A 21,047-nucleotide genomic window follows, 5' to 3' on the forward strand; every position below is an offset into this window, starting at 1 on the left:
ATCACTGAGCTACTACATCAACTGGAAAACCGGTGCATTCCTATTAAATCATTAAAATCTCCCGAATATCCTCTTCTGTCAGCGTGTATGAGTTTTTTTCCTTAGGATCAATGATTTCTTCCACAAGGTGTCTTTTTTTCTCCTGCAATTCATTCATCTTTTCTTCTATTGTGCCTCGAGAAACAAGTTTGATGACTTGAACGACCTTCGTTTGTCCAATACGATGGGCTCGGTCAGCGGCTTGATCTTCAACGGCAGGGTTCCACCATAAATCATAGAGAATAACAGTATCGGCACCTGTTAAGTTTAGTCCTGTCCCCCCAGCTTTTAAGGAAATGAGAAATAGATCTCGTTCGCCTTCATTAAACCGATGACAAATCTGAACCCGTTCCTCTGATGCTGTTTGACCATCTAGGTAGAAAAAGGGCATGCTTTGATTCGTTAATTCTCTCCCAATTAGGGCCAACATTTTCGTGAATTGTGAGAAGATCAGTACTCTTCTACCGGAAATCCTTGATTCCTCAATTATCTGCATAAGCTGTTTAAATTTTGCTGAGCTGCCTTTATAACCGTCTACGAACAATGCTGGGTGGCAACAAATTTGTCGTAAACGGGTTAGACCGGCAAGAATTTTGATTTTGTTCTTCCGAAAGGTATTCTTGTCTAAATGTTTTAAAGTGTCTTCTCGAAGCTTTGCTAAATAAGCGGCATATAGTTTCTTCTGGTCTGGAAGCAATTCCACTGTGTCTATTGTCTCCATTTTTTGAGGAAGCTCTGAAAGTACATCCTCCTTCAGCCTGCGGAGCAGAAAAGGACGAACTCTTCGGGAAACCTTTTCCTTTGTAAGCTGACTAAATTCCTTTAATCCAAGGAACAGTTCAGGAAAGACTACGTGAAAAATAGACCATAGCTCCTCTACGGAATTCTCTACAGGAGTTCCTGTTAGGGCGAAGCGATATTCAGCCTTTATCCTTTTCACAGCCCGTGCTGTTTGGGTCAATGGATTTTTAAAAGCCTGGGCCTCATCATAAAACACGGTATGAAAATCATTTTCTTCAAACCATTTGATATCTCTTCTTAACAACGGATATGAGGTGATGATCACATCAAGATCCATTACTTCCTTTTGAAGTTTCTGTCTTACCTCTTTAGCACCGTCGACGACAATGGCTTGGATTTCAGGAGCAAATTTCATTAGTTCATTCAACCAGTTATAGGTTAACGAAGAAGGGCATACAATTAAGACGGGCTGCTTCTTTTTTCGAATGACAGAAAGTTCAGAGACGATGAATGTAATGCTTTGGAGTGTTTTGCCGAGACCCATATCATCAGCGAGTATACCTCCGAAGCCATAACTTGCCAATGTTTTTAACCATTTGAACCCACGTTTTTGATAATCCCTTAAAATAGGGGTTAGACTCTTTGGTACCTCAAACATTAACCGTTCTGGATGGTAAAAATTATCTAGAAACGCGCGAAACGATTGTTCAAATTGAAAAGTTTCTGGGTGATCGACCGTATCAAGAAGCTGAAGCCCCCTAACAATTGGAACATTTAAGCCACTTTCCAGATCCTCATGCTGGATCGGAACTGCATGAAGGAAGCGCTGAATCTCTTCAAATTCTCTTGATTCTAATGAAAGTAATGACCCATTCATTAATCGATAATATTTCCGTTTTTCCTCAAGTGCCTCAAGGATTTCACGGATGTGTTTTTCGAAAATACCATCCATCTCAAATTTAAATTCAAGCCAATTGGTCCGTTCCTTTTGGACTTTTACTCGAATTTTGGGCCGAGCATTTTCTCTAAATATCCGATTTCTCACAGCTGTTGTCGCATAAATTTGGACTAGCTTTTGAAGCTTCGGAACGGTATGATACAAGAACTCATACTCAAGTTCTTCATTATGTAAAAAATAACCGCCATCCGTCTTTGCGAATTGACTGTCTTCCATTAACTGCAGAATCTCGCTCTCTTTTTCTAAATCTCTTATGATGACGGAGCGTGAAGACTGTTCTCGTTCCTCTAAAGGATGGATCACCGAGTTTTCATAATGAAACTCTAGACCGGCAAGCAATCGATTTTTTACTCTGTCTAAATAAAGCTTAGCAATAAGAGGGGTCTTATCAAATTTACTTGCTACAGCTTTTGCTATTTGAACGTGACCAATTTTTTTTAATCCTGGAAGCACTTTTTCTAAAAATAGTTCGATTTGCACTTCTGGTATTGGAATATCGCATGTTTCAGATGCCTTTAGCATTTGTTTAAGCTCCAAAAGACGTTCACAGTCATTCTGATTCATATGGATTAACCTATCATTATATAAAACGAGACTATAGGCATGGAAAACTATAAGTGGATCCAGACCTGTTATTCTTAGTTGATAGCTAGAGTCCTCAGCCTCTCTAAGTTCAAAGTGTAAAGGAACCTTTTCGTCCGAAAAGTGAATTTTTTTAAACACTTCTTCGGCATACTCTAGCTTTATTAATGGTAGCTTAGTAAGGAGAGGCTCCAGCTGATCCCAGGAAGAAGGGGGAATAAGTAACAAATGGTCAGCACTAGGATTGATAGATGTTTCTATAAATATTTTCTCATCGTCGATGACACGAATTAACTGCTTTATAACAGCGTCAACATCTTTAGAAAAGCAATACATGCTTGGATTATATGTAAATGAACGTGAAAGGATTCTTGGCATTCCTTCCTTCACATGTTCAAGAAAGTCTCGAATAGTTTCTACCTTAAATGAGCCAATTCTCAACTCTACTCCAAAGAGATACTGATCATTTTCAATTAATACAGGTTGAAAAATAAACTCGACATCAAGAACTTCTCTATTTTCAAAATGAAGTTGATGGCTACTGGATCGTTTTTGTTTATCACTAAAGAGATTTAGCAATCCATCTGCAAGTGTTTGATTATTTATTTTCAAACCATTTGGAACCGTTCCTTGACGTTGATGTTCATAAATGGCAATTAAAACAGCGGCAATATGTTGACATTCCTTTTGAAAGGACGCAAGCCTTGGGCAACTGCATGTCGTTAGAAGATTTCTGTTCTCATCTTTTTCAATTGTGACTTGGAAATCTTCTGCAGCAATAACCGTTGCCTCACAACGATCAGGACTATAATGGTTGAAAAGAACCTTATTCGTTCGATAAAAAGAGTCTCCTCTTTTGAAGGAGACTGTACCACACAAATCTTGAATGATCTTATGATTTAATTTGATATTCAGTTTGATTGCTCCTTCCAAAGAACTTTCCTTAAATTATAAAGGTTCTAACAAGAATAGCAAAGTTCTAAGATTGAAAAAAGGTCCCTTCAACCAAATGGATGCAGGAACCTTGAAATGATTTAGTTATAATTTTTCGGGTTTGGACCGTATTCATTAGCTCCTGGATCGCTATCCAAGAACATAAAAATAATGATAATGATCCATCCGACAAAAGGAATTAAAGAAATAAGGAGCCACCAACCACTTCGCCCTGTATCATGCAGCCTTCGAACACCAACGGCAAGAGAAGGAAGCAATACAGCTAAAGAATACAGGCCGCTTAGTAAAGGAGGCCAATCGAGCATTCCTTCTAGAAATCCAAGAATAAAGGAAATGATCAGGTTAAATAATACAAACATCCAGTATTCCATACGTCTTGCTCTTCCACTAAAGCCAACATAGTTCTTCAGTACTTTTAAATACCAGTGCATAGATATCACCCCTTGTAATTGATTAATTACACTTGTAGCGAGTATTATCTCCTAATATTTACACCTCATGCATATAATTTATGCGAGATAAATTTACTTTCCTTATAAAGTCCTAGGATATATAGTTATAGTAATCATTAATTTAACTGAAAGGATTTTCATCATGAACAAAGTTATCAAAGTCCCGCTTTTAACGTATGTAAGAATTTTTTGTATAGTGGCTGCATATGGAATCGCATTCGGGTTACTGACCCATAATTTTTTACCTGAGGTTCAACTAAGTGTCATCCTCATATTAGTTGTTGGATTTTTTGCCTTTAAAATAATTAACTATTTAGTAGTTTCGCTTGAAGTGAATGAAAATTCGCTAGTTTTTAATGGTTTTTTCAAAAGGGGAATCCAAATTCCATTTAATCAATTGAAGGAAGTTGATTTGGAAGGTCCATCTCAATTTAATAGTAATTACAGATTAGCCTTTTTTGGGAACGGGAGCCAAAATCGACAAGTATTTGCAAAAATTCCTCTATATTGGTTCCGAAGAAGTGAAATGACAGAACTATTGATTGAAATTCAACAAATGAACCCTACAGTTCAATATGAGAAGCAAGTTAGTCTTTATATGATCGGTGATGATAAGAAAAAACTTCTTGTTAATTATTTACTCCAGAACATTATATTGTTTGGGTTGCTTATTTTTCTGATTATAAAATACCGCTAGAGTAATAGAACCACGTGAATGGTGTTAAAGATCTTTCTGGTAGAAACTAAATTTATGAACAAGTCCAATAGAATTGTGAACTTGTCCGATAGAACACTTAAACTGTTCGATATCCGGCTGTAATCGTCCGATAGATGGCGCAATTTGTCCAATAGGAACTAAAACTTCCCTGTTAGAACTAAAAAACTATGCAATAAATCCAAAATTGTCCACTAAATCCATGTAAGGCTCAAAAAATAAAAAAAGCTTGCGCAAATTAGTGCAAGCTTTTCCCAATCTTTAAATTCCTAGAATTTCAGCGATCTTTTCTTGATCAAATCCTAGAATAACCTCTTCACTTTGATCGTCTTTAATTATTGTTGCTGGTGTTGCAGAGGCACCTAATGCAATGAGCTCGTGCATATATTGATCATTTTTGCGAATATCTCGATCCTCAAATTCGATGCCATTTTCTTTTAACCACAATTTTTCCGCATGGCACGGGGGACATGTTTCTTGAGTGTAAATAATGACTTTTTTCATCTTCATTCCTCCTGTTACTTTTTTTAGATAATTGTACCACTAACACAACTGTTTTTTCCAAGAATCCGTTTTAAGATCGTATTATTTTCAAAAGTGCTTTTCAAAATTAAGTATGATATCCGTTTTAAAGCAAGCAATAAAATTTGATGGGAAGATATTAGTTTGATGATATAGAATAGCTGAAAAGGATATGAAAATTTATCGAATTGGCTTTAGTGAATCGCTAAAGAGCCTTCACATTCTTTTAAAAAAGCAAGTGCCAGCTGCACTTGTTTTTTCCGCCTCATCATTAAATATTAGCAAGCTGATAAATCGCCCTTGCGTAAATGGCGGTTGCTCTATACAAATCTTCTAATTCCACATATTCATTGATTTGATGTGCTGTATTTTCTTTCCCAGGGAAGACAGCTCCATAAGCGACACCATTTTCAATGAATTGAGCATAGGTAGCTCCACCTGTCGTTAATAGATGCGCTTGTTCACCAGTTTCTTGCTCGTACGCCTCTTGAAGTACACGAATGATAGGCTGATCTGATTCAACATAATGTGGTTTCTTTTCTCTTACTTCATCGATTTCAAAACCATATTCCTTCACTACTTCACCTAATTTTTCAATCGTTCTTAAATATGGTGTTTCAACTGGACAGCGAATATTTAACGTTAAGTAGGCGTCTTCGTTCGAAACATAGCGAAATACTCCTGCGTTTACGGTAAGTGGACCTGTAATATCATCAGAAAATGCGATGTTCAACTTTTCCCCAAATGGATCTTCTGCAATTCGATCTGAAATGAATTGTACATACGAATTCCCTGATACTTCTCCTACTAAAAATGTGGCAAGCTTTGCTCCTGCATTGATTCCTTTATAAGGCTCCATTCCATGGGCAGACCTACCTTTTAAGGTTAAACGTAAGCCATTTTCTGTTTGTTTCGTGGAATAAGCAAAGTTTTCCTCTTTACAATAGGAAGAAAATTTCTCTTCTAATTGGTTAAGGCCATTTCCACGGAGTAAGCATTCTGCATGGTCAGGTACCATATTTCCTTTTTCCCCAGAATAGAAAGATACTAGTTCATAATTTCCGCTTGAATGGTATTCCTTTTTTAATCGAACGACCGCATTGATTTGTCCTTTTTCAGCATGAATAATAGGAAACTCAGCATCTGGAGCAAATCCTGTAAAAGGTTTGGGCTCGACTTGAACGTATTTCTTCATGCAGGTCATGCCGCTCTCTTCATCGGTGCCAAAGATAATTCTTACACGATGCTTTAGCGATAATTCGTTTTCTTTAATAATTTTAAGAGCGTAGTAAGCGGCAATCGTTGGACCTTTATCATCAATGGCTCCACGTGCGAATAATTTGCCGTCTCTGACTGTTGGTGTAAAAGGTTCGGATTCCCATTCACCAGTTACAGGAACGACATCTAAATGACAAAGCACGGAAATATAATGTGGTGCATCAAGCGGACCAATTTCCGCAAATCCTACATAGCCTTCAATATTCCTTGTTCGAAACCCATCCTTTTCTGCGGTGTGAAGCATAAAATCTAAAGCTTCTTTAATATTTACTCCCATAGGAGCCGATTCCGACATTGATGATAAATCTTTCACACTTTTAATCGAAAGTAAATGTGACAGATCCTCTAGTAACTTTTGCTTTCTTATTTGAACTTCTTCCTTCCAATTCAAAATAATTCCTCCTTAAGTTTTTAGATTTCATTTCTTGCAAGATGTATATCAACATATTTACTATAATTTACTAGATTTGAAAAGTTAATTGGTTAACTAATTAACTAGTGATTAACCTAATTAAAACAAGTTAAATTATTCCTTAAAATGGTATGTATTCAACTGAAAAAGCCAATACCGTTCGTAACCTACTTTATTCAATTCAACTTGAGGAAGGACCTTATGAGTGAAGCAAATATTCGAAAAGTTCTTCAATTAGGTGATGATCCGGAAGTGTTAGCGAATGTGATTATAAATAATGGCTCTGAACCGACTAATGATCGTAATTGCAATGAAGGTGGCATGTGTGGATGGGATATCCTTTAGAGATCTTCAAAATGAAATGATTAAGCCAGAAATTTAAAGAAGCGAACAGTTTAGCCTGTTCGCTTCTTTAAATCGGATATGATCTAACTTTCCTACTACAATCAATTCGTCACGGCGATGATGCCTTCTTCATCATCCAATACGAGGTTAATCCCCACATAAGGGTCTCTGTTCAAATATTCATCCAACCATAAACGTAGTGCTTCAATAATATTTGCTGTAATGAGTACCTGTTTTCGGTCGTCTACATAAACCTCCGCAGAAAATCCATAATCATCGTCATACATAAGTTCTACTTCGACTTCTTCAGGCTTTATTTGCTTTTTGCGAGCAATATACACGCAAATGGCGTTAATAATATCCTGTTCAGGTAGAATTATCTTCTCCATTGGTTATTTTCCTCTGTTCTCTTTTTAAACATATATAAGTTAAATATTTTACGAATAACAGCGATTAAAATAATAATCCCGATCACATTAATCATGAAGCCAAGTATGGACCCTAGGAATCCCATGTTTGCAAACATACTACCAAACAATAATCCAGCTAGTCCACCGACCATCATACCTTTCATAAAGCCGCCTGAACGTTTTTTATAAGTAGTAGCTGACTTGTTGGTAGTCGTGTTGTTTTGCTTCTTTTGGAAAAACGAATTTGTATTAGTGTTAGAACGATTAGTGTTAAAACTTTTTTTACCTGACTTATATCCTTTAGCCTCTACGCTGTATGTGTGGTCTTGAAACACAATATTTCCAACTGGTGAGAAGAGTAAAGAAGTCGTAAGTAAGGCTGCGATTATTTTTTTCATTTTATTTCCTCCATATTTTAGTGTTATTTTTAAAGATTAATGTTTCATTTTCTCTAACTTTGATGGAATCTGCAAATGATTAGATTGCTGTGCCCCTCCCTTATAAATCAAAAAAACCTTTACCATAAATGGTAAAGGTTAAATAAATACTATCATCCCTTCACCATATTGGCAAAGGTCTCGCAAACAACATCAAGTTGCCAGTTAAGCCGGTGATGTACTCATCACGTATTGACGACATAACTGTTAGCTACTCCCCTTTGGAGTATTAAGTTTATAAATCATCGTTTATCATTTTATCAACGATAGGTATATTCTAATATAATTTACGTCTAATTTCAACTTTTAAAAAACGATCAAGTAACTCTTTTACCTAAATTTGCTAGGTTGACAGATTCCAATGGATGATGTAGTCTGAACATATAATTTAATAGACCTCACTTTTGCGGTGAGGTAGAGGCGCGATATTTAATAGTCTTTAGTGGAGTTCCGAGAAACGATGATGCTATAGAGAAGGAAATGTCGCCGAAGTTAGTAATATTCTCGAGTATTACTTGCTGGGTCTGCAGTTAAGAACTGCAGGACTGTCTCAGGTAAACCCCCAGTTTACTTGAGTTGTGCTATCTCATTATGGGAAAGAAGAGGACTTTAGGGCAACTATAAATGTAGCGACCTGAGTTTATCTCAGGTCGTTTTTTGTTTATTTAAAAAATTACTAGAGGAGAGACAAAAATGAGAAAGATATCATCATTAATAACTATTTTAGTACTATCAGTTATCGTTTTATTAGCTGGATGTGGGACAAGTGGGAGTTCCAAGTCGTCATCAGGATCATCATCGGAAAAAGAAACTTTTAAAGTAGGTCTTGAAGCGGGCTATGCTCCATTTAACTGGACGCAAATGGATGATTCCAATGGTGGAGTGAAAATTGATGGCAATGCGGAATATGCTGGCGGTTACGATGTAGAAATCGCTAAAAAGATTGCTGATGGTTTAGGAAAAGAATTAGTGATCGTGAAAACAGAATGGGATGGTCTTGTACCAGCATTAACTTCTGGTAAAATCGATGCCATTATAGCAGGGATGTCACCGACAGCAGAACGTAAAAAGACAATTGATTTTTCTGACAACTATTATAAATCTAATCTAGTTATGGTAGTGAAAAAGGGTGGCGCGTATGAAGGAGCTACTTCGATTCAAGATTTCAAAGGGGCTAAAATAACAGCTCAATTAAATACATTCCACTACTCAGTAATTGAACAAATTGAAGGTGTAAAACAACAGCCGGCAATGGATAATTTCCCAGCAATGCGAGTAGCACTTGAATCAGGAATTATTGATGGCTACGTAACAGAACGTCCGGAAGCGGTGAGTGCTTCAGCAGCAAATGGCAACTTCGCTATGGTTGAATTTACAGATGGATTTAGCACATCAGAAGATGATACAGCCATTGCTGTAGGTCTTAAAAAGGATAGTGAACTAACTGAAAAAATTAATGAAATTTTAGCAAACATCACAGAGGAAGACCGTACAAGTATTATGGATACGGCTATCAAAAATCAGCCAGCAGCAGAATAATAAAATGATACCGGCTGCTTCTTTTGCAGTCGGTTATTAATTTTAAAGGGAGGATTAGTATGAGCATCGATTATATTGTATCAATGATTTCAAGCAACTGGCCGATGTTCCTTCGTGGAGCAGGGATGACACTTTTTATCTCTATCATTGCTACGATTATTGGCGCACTGATAGGATTAGTTGCAGGGGTGATTCGTACCATTCCCGTGCCCGAGCGAAAGGCTAAGAGAATATTTCTAAAAGTGATCAATATCATTCTTACGATGTATATCGAATTTTTCCGAGGAACACCAATGATTGTTCAGGCTATGGTTATTTTTTATGGTTCTGCATTAGCTTTTGGTTTAGATATGGACCGAACCTTGGCAGCGATCATCATCGTTTCGATCAATACTGGTGCTTATATGGCTGAAATTGTGCGAGGTGGAGTCATCTCCATTGATAAAGGACAATTTGAAGCGGCTCAGGCGATCGGTATGAATCATATTCAAACGATGCTTCATGTTGTATTGCCACAAGTAGTCCGCAATATATTACCGGCGACAGGAAATCAATTTATCATCAATATTAAAGACACGTCCGTACTTAATGTCATTGGGGTGACGGAACTTTATTTTCAAACAAAAACAGTGGCAGGAATCAGTTTCAAGTATTTTGAGCCATTCTTTGTTGCGTGTGTATTGTATTTCATTATGACGTTTACAGTAACAATAATTCTACGTTATTTTGAAAGAAAACTGGATGGACCAGAAAGTTATAGCATGATTGGAAGTCATGGGCAAGTAACGCCAACTAAAGAATAAATTGCGAAGGAGGAACACATTTGGAAAAAGTCATTGATATTCAACATTTGAACAAATCCTATGGAACGCATGAAGTATTAAAAGACATTGATTTTTCAGTCAATAAGGGAGAAGTTGTCTGTATCATTGGTTCCTCTGGATCTGGTAAATCGACTCTCCTTCGTTGTATTAATCTTTTAGAAAAACCAAGTGGCGGTCAAATTATTTATCATGGTGAAAATATTTTGGATGATAAGCACGATATTCACGCTTATCGTACGAACTTAGGGATGGTTTTCCAACAATTTAACTTATTTAACAATCACAATGTCTTAAACAATTGTGTCGTTGGGCAAGTAAAAGTGTTAAAGCGATCCAAAGAAGAAGCAGAAAAAGTAGCGATGAAATATTTGAAAGTCGTTGGGATGGATCAATATATAAACGCCAAGCCAAAACAATTATCGGGCGGTCAAAAACAACGAGTAGCCATTGCCCGAGCCCTTTCAATGGAACCAGATGTCATGTTATTTGATGAACCAACATCGGCTCTTGATCCTGAAATGGTTGGAGAAGTTTTGAAAGTGATGAAGGAACTAGCTGAAACGGGTTTAACGATGTTAATTGTTACGCATGAAATGGAATTTGCAAGAGAAGTATCGGATCGTGTGGTCTTTATGGATAAGGGAGTCATCGCAGAAGAAGGAAGTGCCGAGCAAATTTTTAACCATCCAACACAAGAGCGAACGAAGGAATTTTTAAAGCGTACGTTAAAATAACATCTTTGTAACAAGGGTTGTCAATCTAAGAATACTATGACAGTATATAAGCATAAAAGAAAAGAAAGCATAATATTTTCGAACTTCGAAAAATGTCCAGCTCCAGCGCCTAGCCCCTCGAGGTCAAATGTTCGCCAGCCAAAAAGTCAAAGAACGACTTTCCGGCTGGCGAAGCATTTGCTTGTCGGGGCTAATCAAGGCGCTTCCGCTTTTCTTATAGAATGGAGGAAAAATGAAAATGTCTCAACTACCTAATTGCCCAAAATGTCAGTCAGAATATACATATGAAGATGGAAGTCTTTTTGTCTGTCCAGAATGTGCCCACGAATGGAATCTAGAATCTGTGACAGAAAATCAAGAAGATCAAAAGATCATTAAAGATGCCAATGGAAATGTCTTAAATGATGGTGATACAGTAACCGTAATCAAAGACCTTAAAGTTAAAGGCAGTTCTGATGTTTTAAAAATAGGTACAAAAGTAAAAAATATCCGCTTGGTTGATGGAGACCATGACATAGATTGCAAAATTGATGGTTTTGGAGCCATGAAATTGAAGTCTGAATTTGTAAAAAAAGTATAAAAAATGGAAGACATTCGTTATGGGAATTTCTGTGATAAATGTCTTTCTTTTTATTTTTAAACGTTTACAAGGTTCACTTTTGGTAAAAAATCAGTTTTAAGGAAGTTGACAGTTGATAAACTTCGTGGTAAATTTATCTCGAATTAAAGATATTCAATTTAGAGATAAAAAATTTATATGCGTTGTTTACTCGTATTTTTGGAAAAATAGAAGTAACTCTAATAGAATTTTTAAAAAGCGGAGGAATATTAATGAATGGATTAAAAGGAATACATCATGTGACGGCCATAACAAGTAGCGCAGAAAAAAATTATGAATTTTTCACTTATGTTTTAGGTATGAGATTAGTGAAGAAAACCGTGAACCAGGATGATATTAAAACATATCACTTATTTTTCGCAGATGATACAGGGAGTGCAGGCACGGATATGACGTTCTTTGATTTCCCTGGGATTCCAAAAGGTGTACACGGAACAAATGAAATTTCCAAAACATCATTTCGTGTCCCGAATGATACAGCCATCGATTATTGGGCAAAACGATTTGATCGCTTAGAAGTGAAACATACAGGAATAATCGAGCAATTTGGTAAAAAGACAATTTCGTTTGTAGATTTTGATGATCAACAGTATCAATTAATTTCAGATGAAAATAATAAAGGGGTTGCTTCAGGTACACCATGGCAAAAGGGGCCAATTCCTTTAGAATATGCGATTACCGGTTTAGGACCAATTTTTGTTCGTGTAGCCAATTTTGATTATTTTAAAGAAATGATGGAAAAAGTCTTATTATTTAAAGAAATTGCTCAAGAAGGAGATTTCCATCTATTTGAGGTTGGTGAAGGAGGAAATGGGGCGCAAGTCGTTGTCGAATATAATGCAAGCCTACCACAATCAAGACAAGGCTTTGGAACTGTTCACCATGCTGCATTCCGCGTAGAAGATCGTACTGTTATTGATGAATGGGATAAACATTTGCGAAACTTCGGTTTCCAAACATCAGGTTTTGTGGACCGCTTCTTTTTCGGATCATTATATTCAAGAGTAGCTCCACATATTTTATTTGAGTTTGCAACAGATGGCCCTGGATTTATGGGCGATGAACCATATGAAACACTTGGAGAAAAATTATCTTTACCGCCATTTTTGGAACCAAAGCGGGAGCAAATTGAAAAATTAGTTCGCCCGATTGAAACTGTAAGAAGTACGAAAGAACTTATCAAAGAATAAGCTCCGAGTGAAAACACTTGAAATTTGTTTCAAGTGTTTTTTAGCTTTTTTAAAAACAGAAGCTATAAAAAACATGGAAACAAAGGAGTTATTAATAAATTTAGAAACTTACAAAAAATATCGGAATAGGGTATTAGTGGACTAAAATCTTTTACAAGGAAGGAGAATATCGATGGAAAGGGATGAAAAATATTTAAGGGCAAAAAAAAGGGTTCAAAACTTAAAAGCCTTCTACATTCATTTAACCGTTTATGTTTTAGTAAATATTATGCTTTTTGTTATAAACTTGAGCTCAGATGCTGGGAATTGGTGGTTCATTTATCCACTTGGAGGTTGGGGAATTGGACTTTTAGTGCATGCTGTAACCACGTTTGCCTTTGGTAATTTCGGTTCCGATTGGGAAGAAAGAAAAATAAAAGAATACACGGATAAAGATAGATAATGGTTATGATAATCGATAGAACAACTCGGGAGGTATCCTTTGAACGTTCTATCGATTTGTAATTTATGCTTCTTTCACTGAAGTTTTCCCTAGCACAAAGTAATATAACAAAATGGAAAGGAAAACAGAAAATGCAGCTGTATAATAAATGCTTGGATAACCAAATAAATAGGCAACTTGCCCGAAAATAATCGCGCCAACACCAATTCCTAAATCAAAGAAAGAGAAAAAGGTTGCTGTAGCCATTCCTCTTCGGTTGGGTGGGGAAGCTTGCACAGACCATGCTTGTAATCCGGGCTGGATCATTCCGAATCCTAGTCCATAGAGAATACCTGCTAAATAAAGACTCAAACTATTGGGCAGCCATCCTAGTAATAGCATTGCAATTACAATGAGAAGTGCACCAGGTGGGAAAACCGCCTTATGCCCCTTTACGTCATAAATCTTTCCAGCAAATGTTCTTGTTACCATCAGTGCTAATGCATACAATAGAAAATACCACTGTATTCCATATATTCCTTTCTGACTCGTATATATTGGAAGGAAGGCAGCAATACCACCAAAGGTGAATGTAATAAAGAAGAGCAAGAGGGATGGACGTATCGCTGTTTTCTCAAAAACATCCCACTTTTTAGAACTACTTTTAACTTTAACTGTTTCGGCTTTTTTAAATTGAATTCTAGATGACAAGATTAAAGCAATCAATCCAAGGGTAGCGCAGATTAGAAATATTTGTGTAAATGAAATTTTCCCCACTAAAGCTAGACCTAAAGTAGGACCAAAGGCAAGCGCCAAATTCCCGAATAACCCATAGTACCCCATACCTTCACCACGTCGATTAGCAGGAATAATATCTGTAGCAATGGTGCCAGATGCCGTTGTAGAAAAGCCCCAACCAATCCCTTGAACAGTCCGCATAAAAAATAGGAAGAAAAGACTTCCGGCGATTCCATAAGAACCTACTGAAATAACAAAAATAGCAAGTCCAAGCAAGTAAACCTTGCGCCTTCCCCATGACTCTAATGCATGGCCTGCAAAGGGTCTGATCAATAGTGCTGAAAAAGTAAATATTCCAACAACAATTCCAATTAGCTGATCATTGCCGCCTAATTTTTCGACAAATAGAGGAATGGTTGGCAATGTAATTTGGAATCCAATGAAAATAAAAAAGTTTGAGAAACAAATTAAGGTAAAATCCCGAGTCCAAATTTTTTCTTTCGCTATTGGTGCTGATGATTCTTTTATCAAAGGCGTACCCATATGTATCTTCCCTCCTCCTTAGTTCAATATATTAATTCGATTATCTAAATAATATCTTTATTGTATAGAAATTGGATTAGAAATAAAATCCTTTTTAAGAAAGAATATTTTTTCGTTATAATTGAAAAATACGAATCCATGGAGGTTTACTAAACAATGAACTTTTTAGTAAAAATAGAGCCCTTTTTACTTAGTGATGATCTATTTGCACAGAAATTTATCTTACATATTTTAGATGACTTTACATTTGTCCCAGCTGAATGGACAGAAATGCTATTAAATGAAGCGTTACATTCTTCAAAGAAAGAATCGCTCATTTTAGGACATTTAAACAAACTTCCTTTAAGCGAACGAGCGGTACAAATGATTATCGAAGGATTACAAAAACGAGATCAAACGAATAAATATTTATATGCGGACCTTTTACAAAATTTAGAACCAGAGATGGCATTGAAGTATCGTAACGAAATTGAGCCATATATCAAGAAGGAAGGGATCGACTTTTATCATTTTTTGCAAAATGGAACGGAAGAAGAAATTTGGGACAAATATGGGGAAATACTAGCGCAACTTGAAAATGAAGTTAAATTTAACCACACATTATACAGTCGTGCGAAACTTTTAGCGAGAACACTTTTGAAGAACGGTAGTATCGCTGAAAATGAAATCGATCTAAATCTTCAGGAACAGCTGGAAAGTGAATACTTTGGTTTTGATGGTATATTAATTATCTATTTAATAGGATTAATGAAGTTGCCAAAATACATTCCATTATTGGCAAGCCTTCTTGACCGTGATGAAGATATTTTATTAGAAGAAATAGCGGATACGTTAATTTCATTCCAAAGTGACGAAGTGGTGGAGTATGTTTTACCTTACGCAAAGAAAGAAGAATCATCTGTTTTTGCTCTATCTATATTAAGTGGTACGAAAACTCCATTAGCAACGAAAGTATTGAAGGAATTAATGAACGAGGTGGAAAATGAAGATGATCTAAGCCTTGTGTTTGAAGGTTTATGTCAGCAGCTTTCAACAGAAGCTCTACCCGAAATTGAACAATATCTAAAAAATGACCCAGAGTCCTATATGATTGAAATTGAAGAGACTGCGTATGGATTCTATAAAGTCATGGGATTGAAGCATCGAAATCTAAAATTATGGAAACAAATTGCCGAAGAAAATGAATATCAGTTCCGCAAACATATTGAAAAGGATAAAAAATTATCTACTGGCAAACCAGTATTAAACAATGACAAAGTTGGCCGAAATGAACCATGTCCTTGTGGAAGTGGAAAGAAATTCAAGAAATGCTGTGGAGCATAAAAACTCCGAAAGCCTTACTGCGTCAGTGGTCTGGCTTTTTTTCAATTTCTTACATGACATTTATCATACTATGTGCATGACATCTGCTACTACAATGAATTTTTCCTTTCTATATAATTAAAATATAAAGTGGAAGAAAGGGGAGTTTTACAGAAATGACCTTAGAAAATACAAAAAACTTAAGAAAACAGGTAGCCCCTTATGAAAAGTCGACGATAAGAGAAAGCATTTGGCAGATCATCAACACGATCGTACCATTTTTTATCTTTTGGTATGTGGCCTTTATTAGCCTATCTGTTTCCTATTGGTTAGCGCTCGTTCCTATTATAATAGCTGCTGGCTTCTTAATTAGAACGTTTATCATTTTTCATGATTGCACCCATCACTCCTTTTTTAAAAGCCGTCGAGCAAATAGAATTATTGGAACGTTTACTGGTGTGTTAACAATGTTTCCATTTGATCAATGGGGACATGATCATTCAGTACATCATGCTACAAGTGGTAACTTAGATAAGCGAGGTACTGGTGATATTTGGACTCTTACGGTCGATGAGTATTTAGCAGCACCTTTGAAGCTCCGTATTGCGTATCGTTTATATCGAAATCCAATTGTGATGTTTGGTTTAGGTCCTATTTATCAATTTTTGATTATTAATCGTTTTAATCGAAAAGGAGCTAAAAGGAAGGAACGTCTAAATACGTATTTGACAAATATACTAATCGTTGCAGCTGTTACTTTACTTTGCTGGACGATCGGGTGGCAGACTTTTCTGATCATCCAAGGCTCTATTTTCATGATCTCGGGAGCTGCGGGTATTTGGTTGTTTTATGTTCAGCATACTTTTGAAGATTCTTATTTTGAAGAAGATAAAGATTGGGAATACGTGAAAGCAGCTGTAGAGGGAAGTTCCTTTTACAAACTTCCAAAGCTTATGCAGTGGCTGACAGGTAATATCGGCTTTCATCATGTTCATCATTTAAGTCCTAGAGTACCAAACTATAAGCTGGAAGAAGTTCACAATAACACACTTCCTTTGCAGAATGTCCCAACAATCACACTAGCAACGAGCTTACGTTCATTACGTTTCCGTTTATGGGATGAAGATAGAAAGAATTTTATCAGCTTTAAAGAAGTAAAGTCTGTTGCTGAAAAGAACGTTTCAGTTCGGGTAAAACCAGAAGTATAGCATAGTTTAAAAACTCCCCTTATTACTCCATTCTAAGGGGAGTCTTTCATCAAATTGTCCAGTTACAGCGCCTAGCCCTGACGTACAGGATGTACTAGTGTCGACAATGCGACAGGACGCCCGAGCTTTTGTCGACCTCGAGGTCAAATGTTCGACATCCAAAAAGTCAAAGAACGACTTTCCGGATGGGCAAGCTTTGCTTGGCAAACCAAAGAACGGTTTGCATAAGTGCGACTAGGTCTCTGGCTTCGCTACTCTCGCCAGTCGACCAGTCTTCTTTATCGGGGCTGATCAAGGCGCTTCCGCTTTCACATAAGGAGGAACTTACATGATTCGTATTGTTATTGCAGAGAAACAGCAAATGTTGCTAGGTACGATTGGTTCCTTGCTTAATTTGGAAGAAGATATGGAAGTGGTCGGGCAGGTTAGTAATAGAATGGAGGTTATTCATCTTGTTCACCAATTACAACCCAATATTTGTATCCTTGATATAGACTTGGATGGGGAAAGTGGACTCGAATTGGCTGAAGAATTGAAGGAATTAGGTTGTAAAATAATTGTTATGACAACCTTTGCACGGAATGGATATGATAAGCGAGCATTACAAGTAGGTGTAAATGGTTATTTATTAAAGGACAGCCCGAGTGAGGTACTTGCTTGTTCTATTCGTTCCGTAATGGCAGGAAAACAAGTCTATGAACCAGAGTTGATGGAAAAAGCTAATGAGGATGAAATAGTAATTGATGAGAAAGTTCATGAGCATAATCATGCAATTGGAACCGTCAAAGCTTATTTTTCAACGATCATGGATAAAATGAAGCTGCCGACGGGGTAGTAACATATAAAATCAAGATACTTTTGATTAATTTCAAAATGTGTCTTGGTTTTTTTGTTTTTAACTTTCTTATAAAGCCTTTATGAAGTCCGTTTTCTAAAATTGTTAAAGAACAGTCACCATGAAGCCCATTAATTCTAAAATAGTCAAGAAACGGTCACCATGAATCCTGCTTTTACCATTATCTATCCTATCACTTCATTAACAGCACCTACATAAAACCTCTAATCTTAAGAAATTCTTAAGAATTATTCTAAATGAATGTTAAGATTTTCCGTTTAAGATTATGATATTGATAGATTGCAAGAAAGTAGGGTGAAAATGGATCAATATTTTGTGTTAGTCGTAGATGATGAAAAAGAAATTAGGGACGCCATAGAAATTTACTTAAAAAATGAAGGGGTTACTGTGCTAAAGGCAAAAGACGGTATCGAAGCACTGGAATTAGTAAATGAACACCCCATTCATCTGATTATATTAGATATTATGATGCCAAAGCTTGACGGGATATCTGCTACTTATAAAATTCGTGAGAAGAAAAACATTCCGATTATTATATTAAGTGCAAAAAGTGAAGATACCGATAAGATTTTAGGACTTCAAGTAGGTGCGGATGACTATGTAACAAAGCCATTTAATCCGATGGAGCTAGTGGCTAGAGTGAAGTCTCAACTCAGAAGGTATGTGCAGTTCGGTACATATGAAGGGATCAAAAAGGTAATAGATCTAAATGGTCTAACCCTTGATCAATCAGCAAAAGAAGTGACAGTCCAGGGCGAGCCTGTGAAACTAACACCGATTGAATATAAAATTGTTGAGCTACTTATGACGAACGCTGGTCGTGTATTTTCTATCAATGAGATTTACGAACGAGTATGGAAAGAGCCTTGCTATAATGCGGAAAATACTGTAGCGGTTCACATCCGAAAAATTCGCGAAAAAATTGAAATAGACGCTAAAAATCCAAGATACTTAAAGGTGGTGTGGGGAATTGGTTACAAAATCGAAAAATAAAATCATCACTTCTATCTGGGCTTTTCTATTTACAATCGGTTTAAGCGGTCTTTTGGCGCTGTACACTTATGGCAGCGAGTACATACATCGGGATTATTCTAAGTCATATGTGTTTCAAGATTCTATTTATCAATTCGTTGGATATTTAAGTATGTTTGAGCTGGACAGCCCTACTCTTGATGAAGTGAAAAAAACGTTAACCGTATCAGAAAGTGAAATTAATGAGCATCGTTATCGATATGGAACTCTGCCGGAGCAAATAGCCAATATACAGAGCCAATATGAAGAACGAATTCAGGGGGCATTGGATACAGAAAACAAAGAAGCCGCGAAAGCCTTCACTACAGAACGAGATACTAAAATTGAGGATATTACAAAAAACTTCCAAAGTGATGACCATGTTAGACCAAAAGTAATGAAAGAAAAAGAACAGAGACTAGAAGAATACTATCAAGCTAGAGAAAATTACAATTACGATTTTAAAAGATACAAAGATGCATTTAGTTACTATTTAAAAGATAGTGCAACGGGAAAAGTATTTACCAACTTAAAACTACCAGAAGCTGAATCAGCAGAAGCCATTGAGAACCAAAATAACATGTTATTTATTACAAATTACTCTATAACAAAAGATAATTTCCTCCATTTCGGCCCCACTGGGTATGAAGATTTATTCGAACCTTTTATGCAAAAAAAAGATGGGGCATTTGAAGGGAAAATAGCACTTGCAAAAGAGGTATCATCATCAAACTGGATCATGACGGAGTACAAAAACTATAAGCAAAAGCAGATCATTTTAATCGTATATTCAATTTCGAGTATTATTGCTTTATTATTATGTTTCTTTTTAGCTCGAAAGTCGAAAGCGATTTCCGCTGTAGTGGAGGAATGGCGGCCACATTATAACAAACTTCCTGTTGATTCTAGAGTTGTATTCTTCATCATAACAGGTATCGCAGCTATTCTTATTCTTTTTTTTGTAAATACCCAAATACTTGATGTACTTTATATACCTTTTGATGCTGTGGAAAGCCTATTCTTTTTAGTTATTGGATCGTTTTTCTTGGCTCTTACCGTTGCACAGTGGAAGTATCTCGTTCCAGAATTAAAGAATTGGCAATATGTCAAAGAAGAATGGGAAAAGGGTATCTTGTATAAAGCAGGTAAGAGTACGAAGGTGCTCTTTACAAAAGTACTTCTGGCATTAAAAGAAGCATTCTTAAATCAGAGCACAGGTACTCAGGTGTTTATGATATTAACCATCGTATTCAGTTTAGGATTCGCAGCAATCATGGTTACGGTAGACCCTTTTTTTCTACTCTTTTATTTAATTCTACTTGGTGTAATTGGGATTCCAATCATGATGGTTCTAATTAAGAAGGTAGGATATTTTAACCGAATAGTCCAGAAAACGAATGAGCTGGTGGTTGGTAATTTAGGGGAAGACTTACAGGTATCAGGCGACTCTGTACTCGCAACGCTTGCAAGCAATATTAATTTGTTAAAGCAAGGGGTAAAAACATCACAGAATGAACAGGCAAAGAGTGAGCGTTTGAAAACAGAATTAATTACAAATGTAAGCCATGACCTTAGGACACCACTTACTTCGATTATTACTTATACGGAGTTGTTAAAGTCAGAAGACCTTTCAAGGGAAGACCGATCTGCCTACCTTGAAATCATTGACCGGAAATCACAACGGTTAAAAGTGTTAATTGAAGATTTATTTGAGGTATCAAAAATGGCTAGTGGAAATATGGAATTGACAAAGGAGAAAGTTGACCTTGTTCAGCTTTTACAACAGGCACTTGCTGAGCATGATAACACAATAACCTCATCTACTCTACAATTCCGAGTAACAACTGATGAGAAGCCGATATATGTTATGGTTGATGGTCAAAAGCTATGGCGTGTCTTTGATAACTTAATAGGAAACATCCTTAATTATTCATTGGAGAACTCACGGGTTTATATTTCAGTTTCAGTATCAAATGACAAAGCATTAATCTATTTTAAAAATGTTTCGAAATATGAACTAAACGATCAAAGTGAAGAATTATTTGAAAGATTTAAACGCGGAGATACGTCACGTCATACGGAAGGCTCTGGCCTTGGACTCGCCATTGCGAAATCAATTGTCGATCTTCATGAGGGAAGTCTAGATATTGAAACAGATGGCGATTTATTTAAAGTATGTATTTCTTTGAGAATAGAAGGCTAATTAAAGATATTTTA

Annotated in this window: 20 protein-coding genes and 1 riboswitch; of the genes, 13 read left to right on the forward strand and 7 right to left on the reverse strand. The window is 36.4% G+C overall.

Features of this window, described 5'->3' with window-relative positions; all coding sequences use genetic code 11:
* Positions 1 to 43: 43 nt before the first annotated feature.
* Together ACFSO7_RS15125 and ACFSO7_RS15130 are read right to left on the reverse strand one after the other, a co-directional pair.
* Entirely contained in the window at positions 44 to 3,235 is a 3,192-nt protein-coding gene (locus ACFSO7_RS15125; protein ID WP_377878312.1) for a DEAD/DEAH box helicase, read from the reverse strand.
* 119 nt (positions 3,236 to 3,354) lie between these two features.
* A complete protein-coding gene (locus ACFSO7_RS15130) occupies positions 3,355 to 3,705 on the reverse strand; it encodes a DUF805 domain-containing protein (RefSeq protein ID WP_377878165.1) in 351 nt (116 codons plus the stop codon).
* Between the two features lie 163 nt (positions 3,706 to 3,868).
* On the opposite strand from ACFSO7_RS15130, the gene ACFSO7_RS15135 reads away from it, so the two are divergent.
* A complete protein-coding gene (locus tag ACFSO7_RS15135) occupies positions 3,869 to 4,423 on the forward strand; it encodes a hypothetical protein (protein WP_377878166.1) in 555 nt (184 codons plus the stop codon).
* Positions 4,424 to 4,702: 279 nt separating this feature from the next.
* Here the strand turns inward: ACFSO7_RS15135 and ACFSO7_RS15140 are convergent, their stop codons facing one another.
* Positions 4,703 to 4,945: a glutaredoxin family protein gene (locus ACFSO7_RS15140; protein WP_377878167.1), complete on the reverse strand. Its 243-nt coding sequence runs from the start codon at positions 4,943 to 4,945 to the stop codon at positions 4,703 to 4,705.
* A 289-nt stretch (positions 4,946 to 5,234) separates the two neighbouring features.
* Entirely contained in the window at positions 5,235 to 6,632 is a 1,398-nt protein-coding gene (gene pepV / locus ACFSO7_RS15145; protein WP_377878168.1) for a dipeptidase PepV, read from the reverse strand.
* Between the two features lie 222 nt (positions 6,633 to 6,854).
* Here pepV and ACFSO7_RS15150 point away from each other — a divergent pair, with 222 nt between their 5' ends.
* Positions 6,855 to 6,998, forward strand: a complete 144-nt coding sequence (locus ACFSO7_RS15150) for a hypothetical protein (protein WP_377878169.1) — start codon at positions 6,855 to 6,857, stop codon at positions 6,996 to 6,998.
* Between the two features lie 101 nt (positions 6,999 to 7,099).
* Here ACFSO7_RS15150 and ACFSO7_RS15155 read toward each other — a convergent pair whose 3' ends face one another.
* Both ACFSO7_RS15155 and ACFSO7_RS15160 read right to left on the reverse strand, forming a co-directional pair.
* Positions 7,100 to 7,387, reverse strand: a complete 288-nt coding sequence (locus tag ACFSO7_RS15155) for a YxcD family protein (RefSeq protein WP_377878170.1) — start codon at positions 7,385 to 7,387, stop codon at positions 7,100 to 7,102.
* Positions 7,375 to 7,806 (reverse strand): hypothetical protein, encoded by a 432-nt coding sequence (locus tag ACFSO7_RS15160; RefSeq protein WP_377878171.1) that lies wholly within the window; start codon positions 7,804 to 7,806, stop codon positions 7,375 to 7,377. The genes ACFSO7_RS15155 and ACFSO7_RS15160 overlap by 13 nt, the downstream gene beginning before the upstream one ends.
* Positions 7,807 to 8,252: 446 nt before the next feature.
* A riboswitch (Lysine riboswitch) is annotated at positions 8,253 to 8,437 on the forward strand.
* Between the two features lie 101 nt (positions 8,438 to 8,538).
* Here ACFSO7_RS15160 and ACFSO7_RS15165 point away from each other — a divergent pair.
* The 6 genes from ACFSO7_RS15165 to ACFSO7_RS15190 all read left to right on the forward strand — a co-directional run bounded on the left by ACFSO7_RS15165 (position 8,539) and on the right by ACFSO7_RS15190 (position 13,193).
* The gene (locus tag ACFSO7_RS15165; protein ID WP_377878172.1) at positions 8,539 to 9,384 is read left to right on the forward strand and encodes a transporter substrate-binding domain-containing protein; all 846 of its coding nucleotides are present in this window, start codon (positions 8,539 to 8,541) and stop codon (positions 9,382 to 9,384) included.
* Positions 9,385 to 9,443: 59 nt separating this feature from the next.
* Positions 9,444 to 10,187: an amino acid ABC transporter permease gene (locus tag ACFSO7_RS15170; protein WP_377878173.1), complete on the forward strand. Its 744-nt coding sequence runs from the start codon at positions 9,444 to 9,446 to the stop codon at positions 10,185 to 10,187.
* 20 nt (positions 10,188 to 10,207) lie between these two features.
* The gene (locus ACFSO7_RS15175; RefSeq protein WP_377878174.1) at positions 10,208 to 10,942 is read left to right on the forward strand and encodes an amino acid ABC transporter ATP-binding protein; all 735 of its coding nucleotides are present in this window, start codon (positions 10,208 to 10,210) and stop codon (positions 10,940 to 10,942) included.
* 238 nt (positions 10,943 to 11,180) lie between these two features.
* Entirely contained in the window at positions 11,181 to 11,522 is a 342-nt protein-coding gene (locus ACFSO7_RS15180; protein WP_377878175.1) for a zinc ribbon domain-containing protein YjdM, read from the forward strand.
* Positions 11,523 to 11,773: 251 nt separating this feature from the next.
* The gene (locus ACFSO7_RS15185; RefSeq protein ID WP_377878176.1) at positions 11,774 to 12,751 is read left to right on the forward strand and encodes a ring-cleaving dioxygenase; all 978 of its coding nucleotides are present in this window, start codon (positions 11,774 to 11,776) and stop codon (positions 12,749 to 12,751) included.
* Positions 12,752 to 12,923: 172 nt separating this feature from the next.
* Positions 12,924 to 13,193: a 2TM domain-containing protein gene (locus tag ACFSO7_RS15190; protein WP_377878177.1), complete on the forward strand. Its 270-nt coding sequence runs from the start codon at positions 12,924 to 12,926 to the stop codon at positions 13,191 to 13,193.
* Positions 13,194 to 13,256: 63 nt separating this feature from the next.
* Here the strand turns inward: ACFSO7_RS15190 and ACFSO7_RS15195 are convergent, their stop codons facing one another.
* Entirely contained in the window at positions 13,257 to 14,453 is a 1,197-nt protein-coding gene (locus ACFSO7_RS15195; protein WP_377878178.1) for an MFS transporter, read from the reverse strand.
* A 156-nt stretch (positions 14,454 to 14,609) separates the two neighbouring features.
* Here ACFSO7_RS15195 and ACFSO7_RS15200 point away from each other — a divergent pair, with 156 nt between their 5' ends.
* The 5 genes from ACFSO7_RS15200 to ACFSO7_RS15220 all read left to right on the forward strand — a co-directional run bounded on the left by ACFSO7_RS15200 (position 14,610) and on the right by ACFSO7_RS15220 (position 21,033).
* Positions 14,610 to 15,776: an SEC-C metal-binding domain-containing protein gene (locus tag ACFSO7_RS15200; RefSeq protein WP_377878179.1), complete on the forward strand. Its 1,167-nt coding sequence runs from the start codon at positions 14,610 to 14,612 to the stop codon at positions 15,774 to 15,776.
* Between the two features lie 155 nt (positions 15,777 to 15,931).
* A complete protein-coding gene (gene desA / locus ACFSO7_RS15205) occupies positions 15,932 to 16,963 on the forward strand; it encodes a Delta(5) desaturase DesA (RefSeq protein WP_377878180.1) in 1,032 nt (343 codons plus the stop codon).
* 328 nt (positions 16,964 to 17,291) lie between these two features.
* A complete protein-coding gene (locus ACFSO7_RS15210; protein ID WP_377878181.1) occupies positions 17,292 to 17,798 on the forward strand; it encodes a response regulator in 507 nt (168 codons plus the stop codon).
* Positions 17,799 to 18,119: 321 nt separating this feature from the next.
* Positions 18,120 to 18,812 carry a response regulator transcription factor gene (locus ACFSO7_RS15215; RefSeq protein ID WP_377878182.1) on the forward strand — a complete coding sequence of 231 codons (693 nt, stop codon included), beginning with the start codon at positions 18,120 to 18,122 and terminating at the stop codon, positions 18,810 to 18,812.
* Positions 18,790 to 21,033 carry a sensor histidine kinase gene (locus ACFSO7_RS15220; protein WP_377878183.1) on the forward strand — a complete coding sequence of 748 codons (2,244 nt, stop codon included), beginning with the start codon at positions 18,790 to 18,792 and terminating at the stop codon, positions 21,031 to 21,033. Before ACFSO7_RS15215 ends, ACFSO7_RS15220 begins: the two co-directional genes overlap by 23 nt.
* The last annotated feature ends 14 nt before the right edge of the window (positions 21,034 to 21,047 follow it).

Origin of the sequence: Bacillus sp. CGMCC 1.16607, from assembly GCF_042683745.1 — a bacterium.
In the GTDB taxonomy this organism is placed as follows: domain Bacteria; phylum Bacillota; class Bacilli; order Bacillales; family Cytobacillaceae; genus Pseudoneobacillus.

Excerpts from the sequence above, each read along its gene's own strand:
- ACFSO7_RS15155 (WP_377878170.1), bottom strand. The coding sequence starts at position 7,387 with ATGGAGAAGATAATTCTACCTGAACAGGATATTATTAACGCCATTTGC.
- ACFSO7_RS15200 (WP_377878179.1), top strand. The coding sequence starts at position 14,610 with ATGAACTTTTTAGTAAAAATAGAGCCCTTTTTACTTAGTGATGATCTA.
- ACFSO7_RS15190 (WP_377878177.1), top strand. The coding sequence starts at position 12,924 with ATGGAAAGGGATGAAAAATATTTAAGGGCAAAAAAAAGGGTTCAAAAC.
- ACFSO7_RS15130 (WP_377878165.1), bottom strand. The coding sequence starts at position 3,705 with ATGCACTGGTATTTAAAAGTACTGAAGAACTATGTTGGCTTTAGTGGA.
- ACFSO7_RS15160 (WP_377878171.1), bottom strand. The coding sequence starts at position 7,806 with ATGAAAAAAATAATCGCAGCCTTACTTACGACTTCTTTACTCTTCTCA.
- ACFSO7_RS15170 (WP_377878173.1), top strand. The coding sequence starts at position 9,444 with ATGAGCATCGATTATATTGTATCAATGATTTCAAGCAACTGGCCGATG.
- ACFSO7_RS15140 (WP_377878167.1), bottom strand. The coding sequence starts at position 4,945 with ATGAAAAAAGTCATTATTTACACTCAAGAAACATGTCCCCCGTGCCAT.
- ACFSO7_RS15210 (WP_377878181.1), top strand. The coding sequence starts at position 17,292 with ATGATTCGTATTGTTATTGCAGAGAAACAGCAAATGTTGCTAGGTACG.
- ACFSO7_RS15185 (WP_377878176.1), top strand. The coding sequence starts at position 11,774 with ATGAATGGATTAAAAGGAATACATCATGTGACGGCCATAACAAGTAGC.
- ACFSO7_RS15150 (WP_377878169.1), top strand. The coding sequence starts at position 6,855 with ATGAGTGAAGCAAATATTCGAAAAGTTCTTCAATTAGGTGATGATCCG.
- ACFSO7_RS15180 (WP_377878175.1), top strand. The coding sequence starts at position 11,181 with ATGTCTCAACTACCTAATTGCCCAAAATGTCAGTCAGAATATACATAT.
- ACFSO7_RS15165 (WP_377878172.1), top strand. The coding sequence starts at position 8,539 with ATGAGAAAGATATCATCATTAATAACTATTTTAGTACTATCAGTTATC.
- ACFSO7_RS15135 (WP_377878166.1), top strand. The coding sequence starts at position 3,869 with ATGAACAAAGTTATCAAAGTCCCGCTTTTAACGTATGTAAGAATTTTT.
- ACFSO7_RS15195 (WP_377878178.1), bottom strand. The coding sequence starts at position 14,453 with ATGGGTACGCCTTTGATAAAAGAATCATCAGCACCAATAGCGAAAGAA.
- desA (WP_377878180.1), top strand. The coding sequence starts at position 15,932 with ATGACCTTAGAAAATACAAAAAACTTAAGAAAACAGGTAGCCCCTTAT.
- ACFSO7_RS15215 (WP_377878182.1), top strand. The coding sequence starts at position 18,120 with ATGGATCAATATTTTGTGTTAGTCGTAGATGATGAAAAAGAAATTAGG.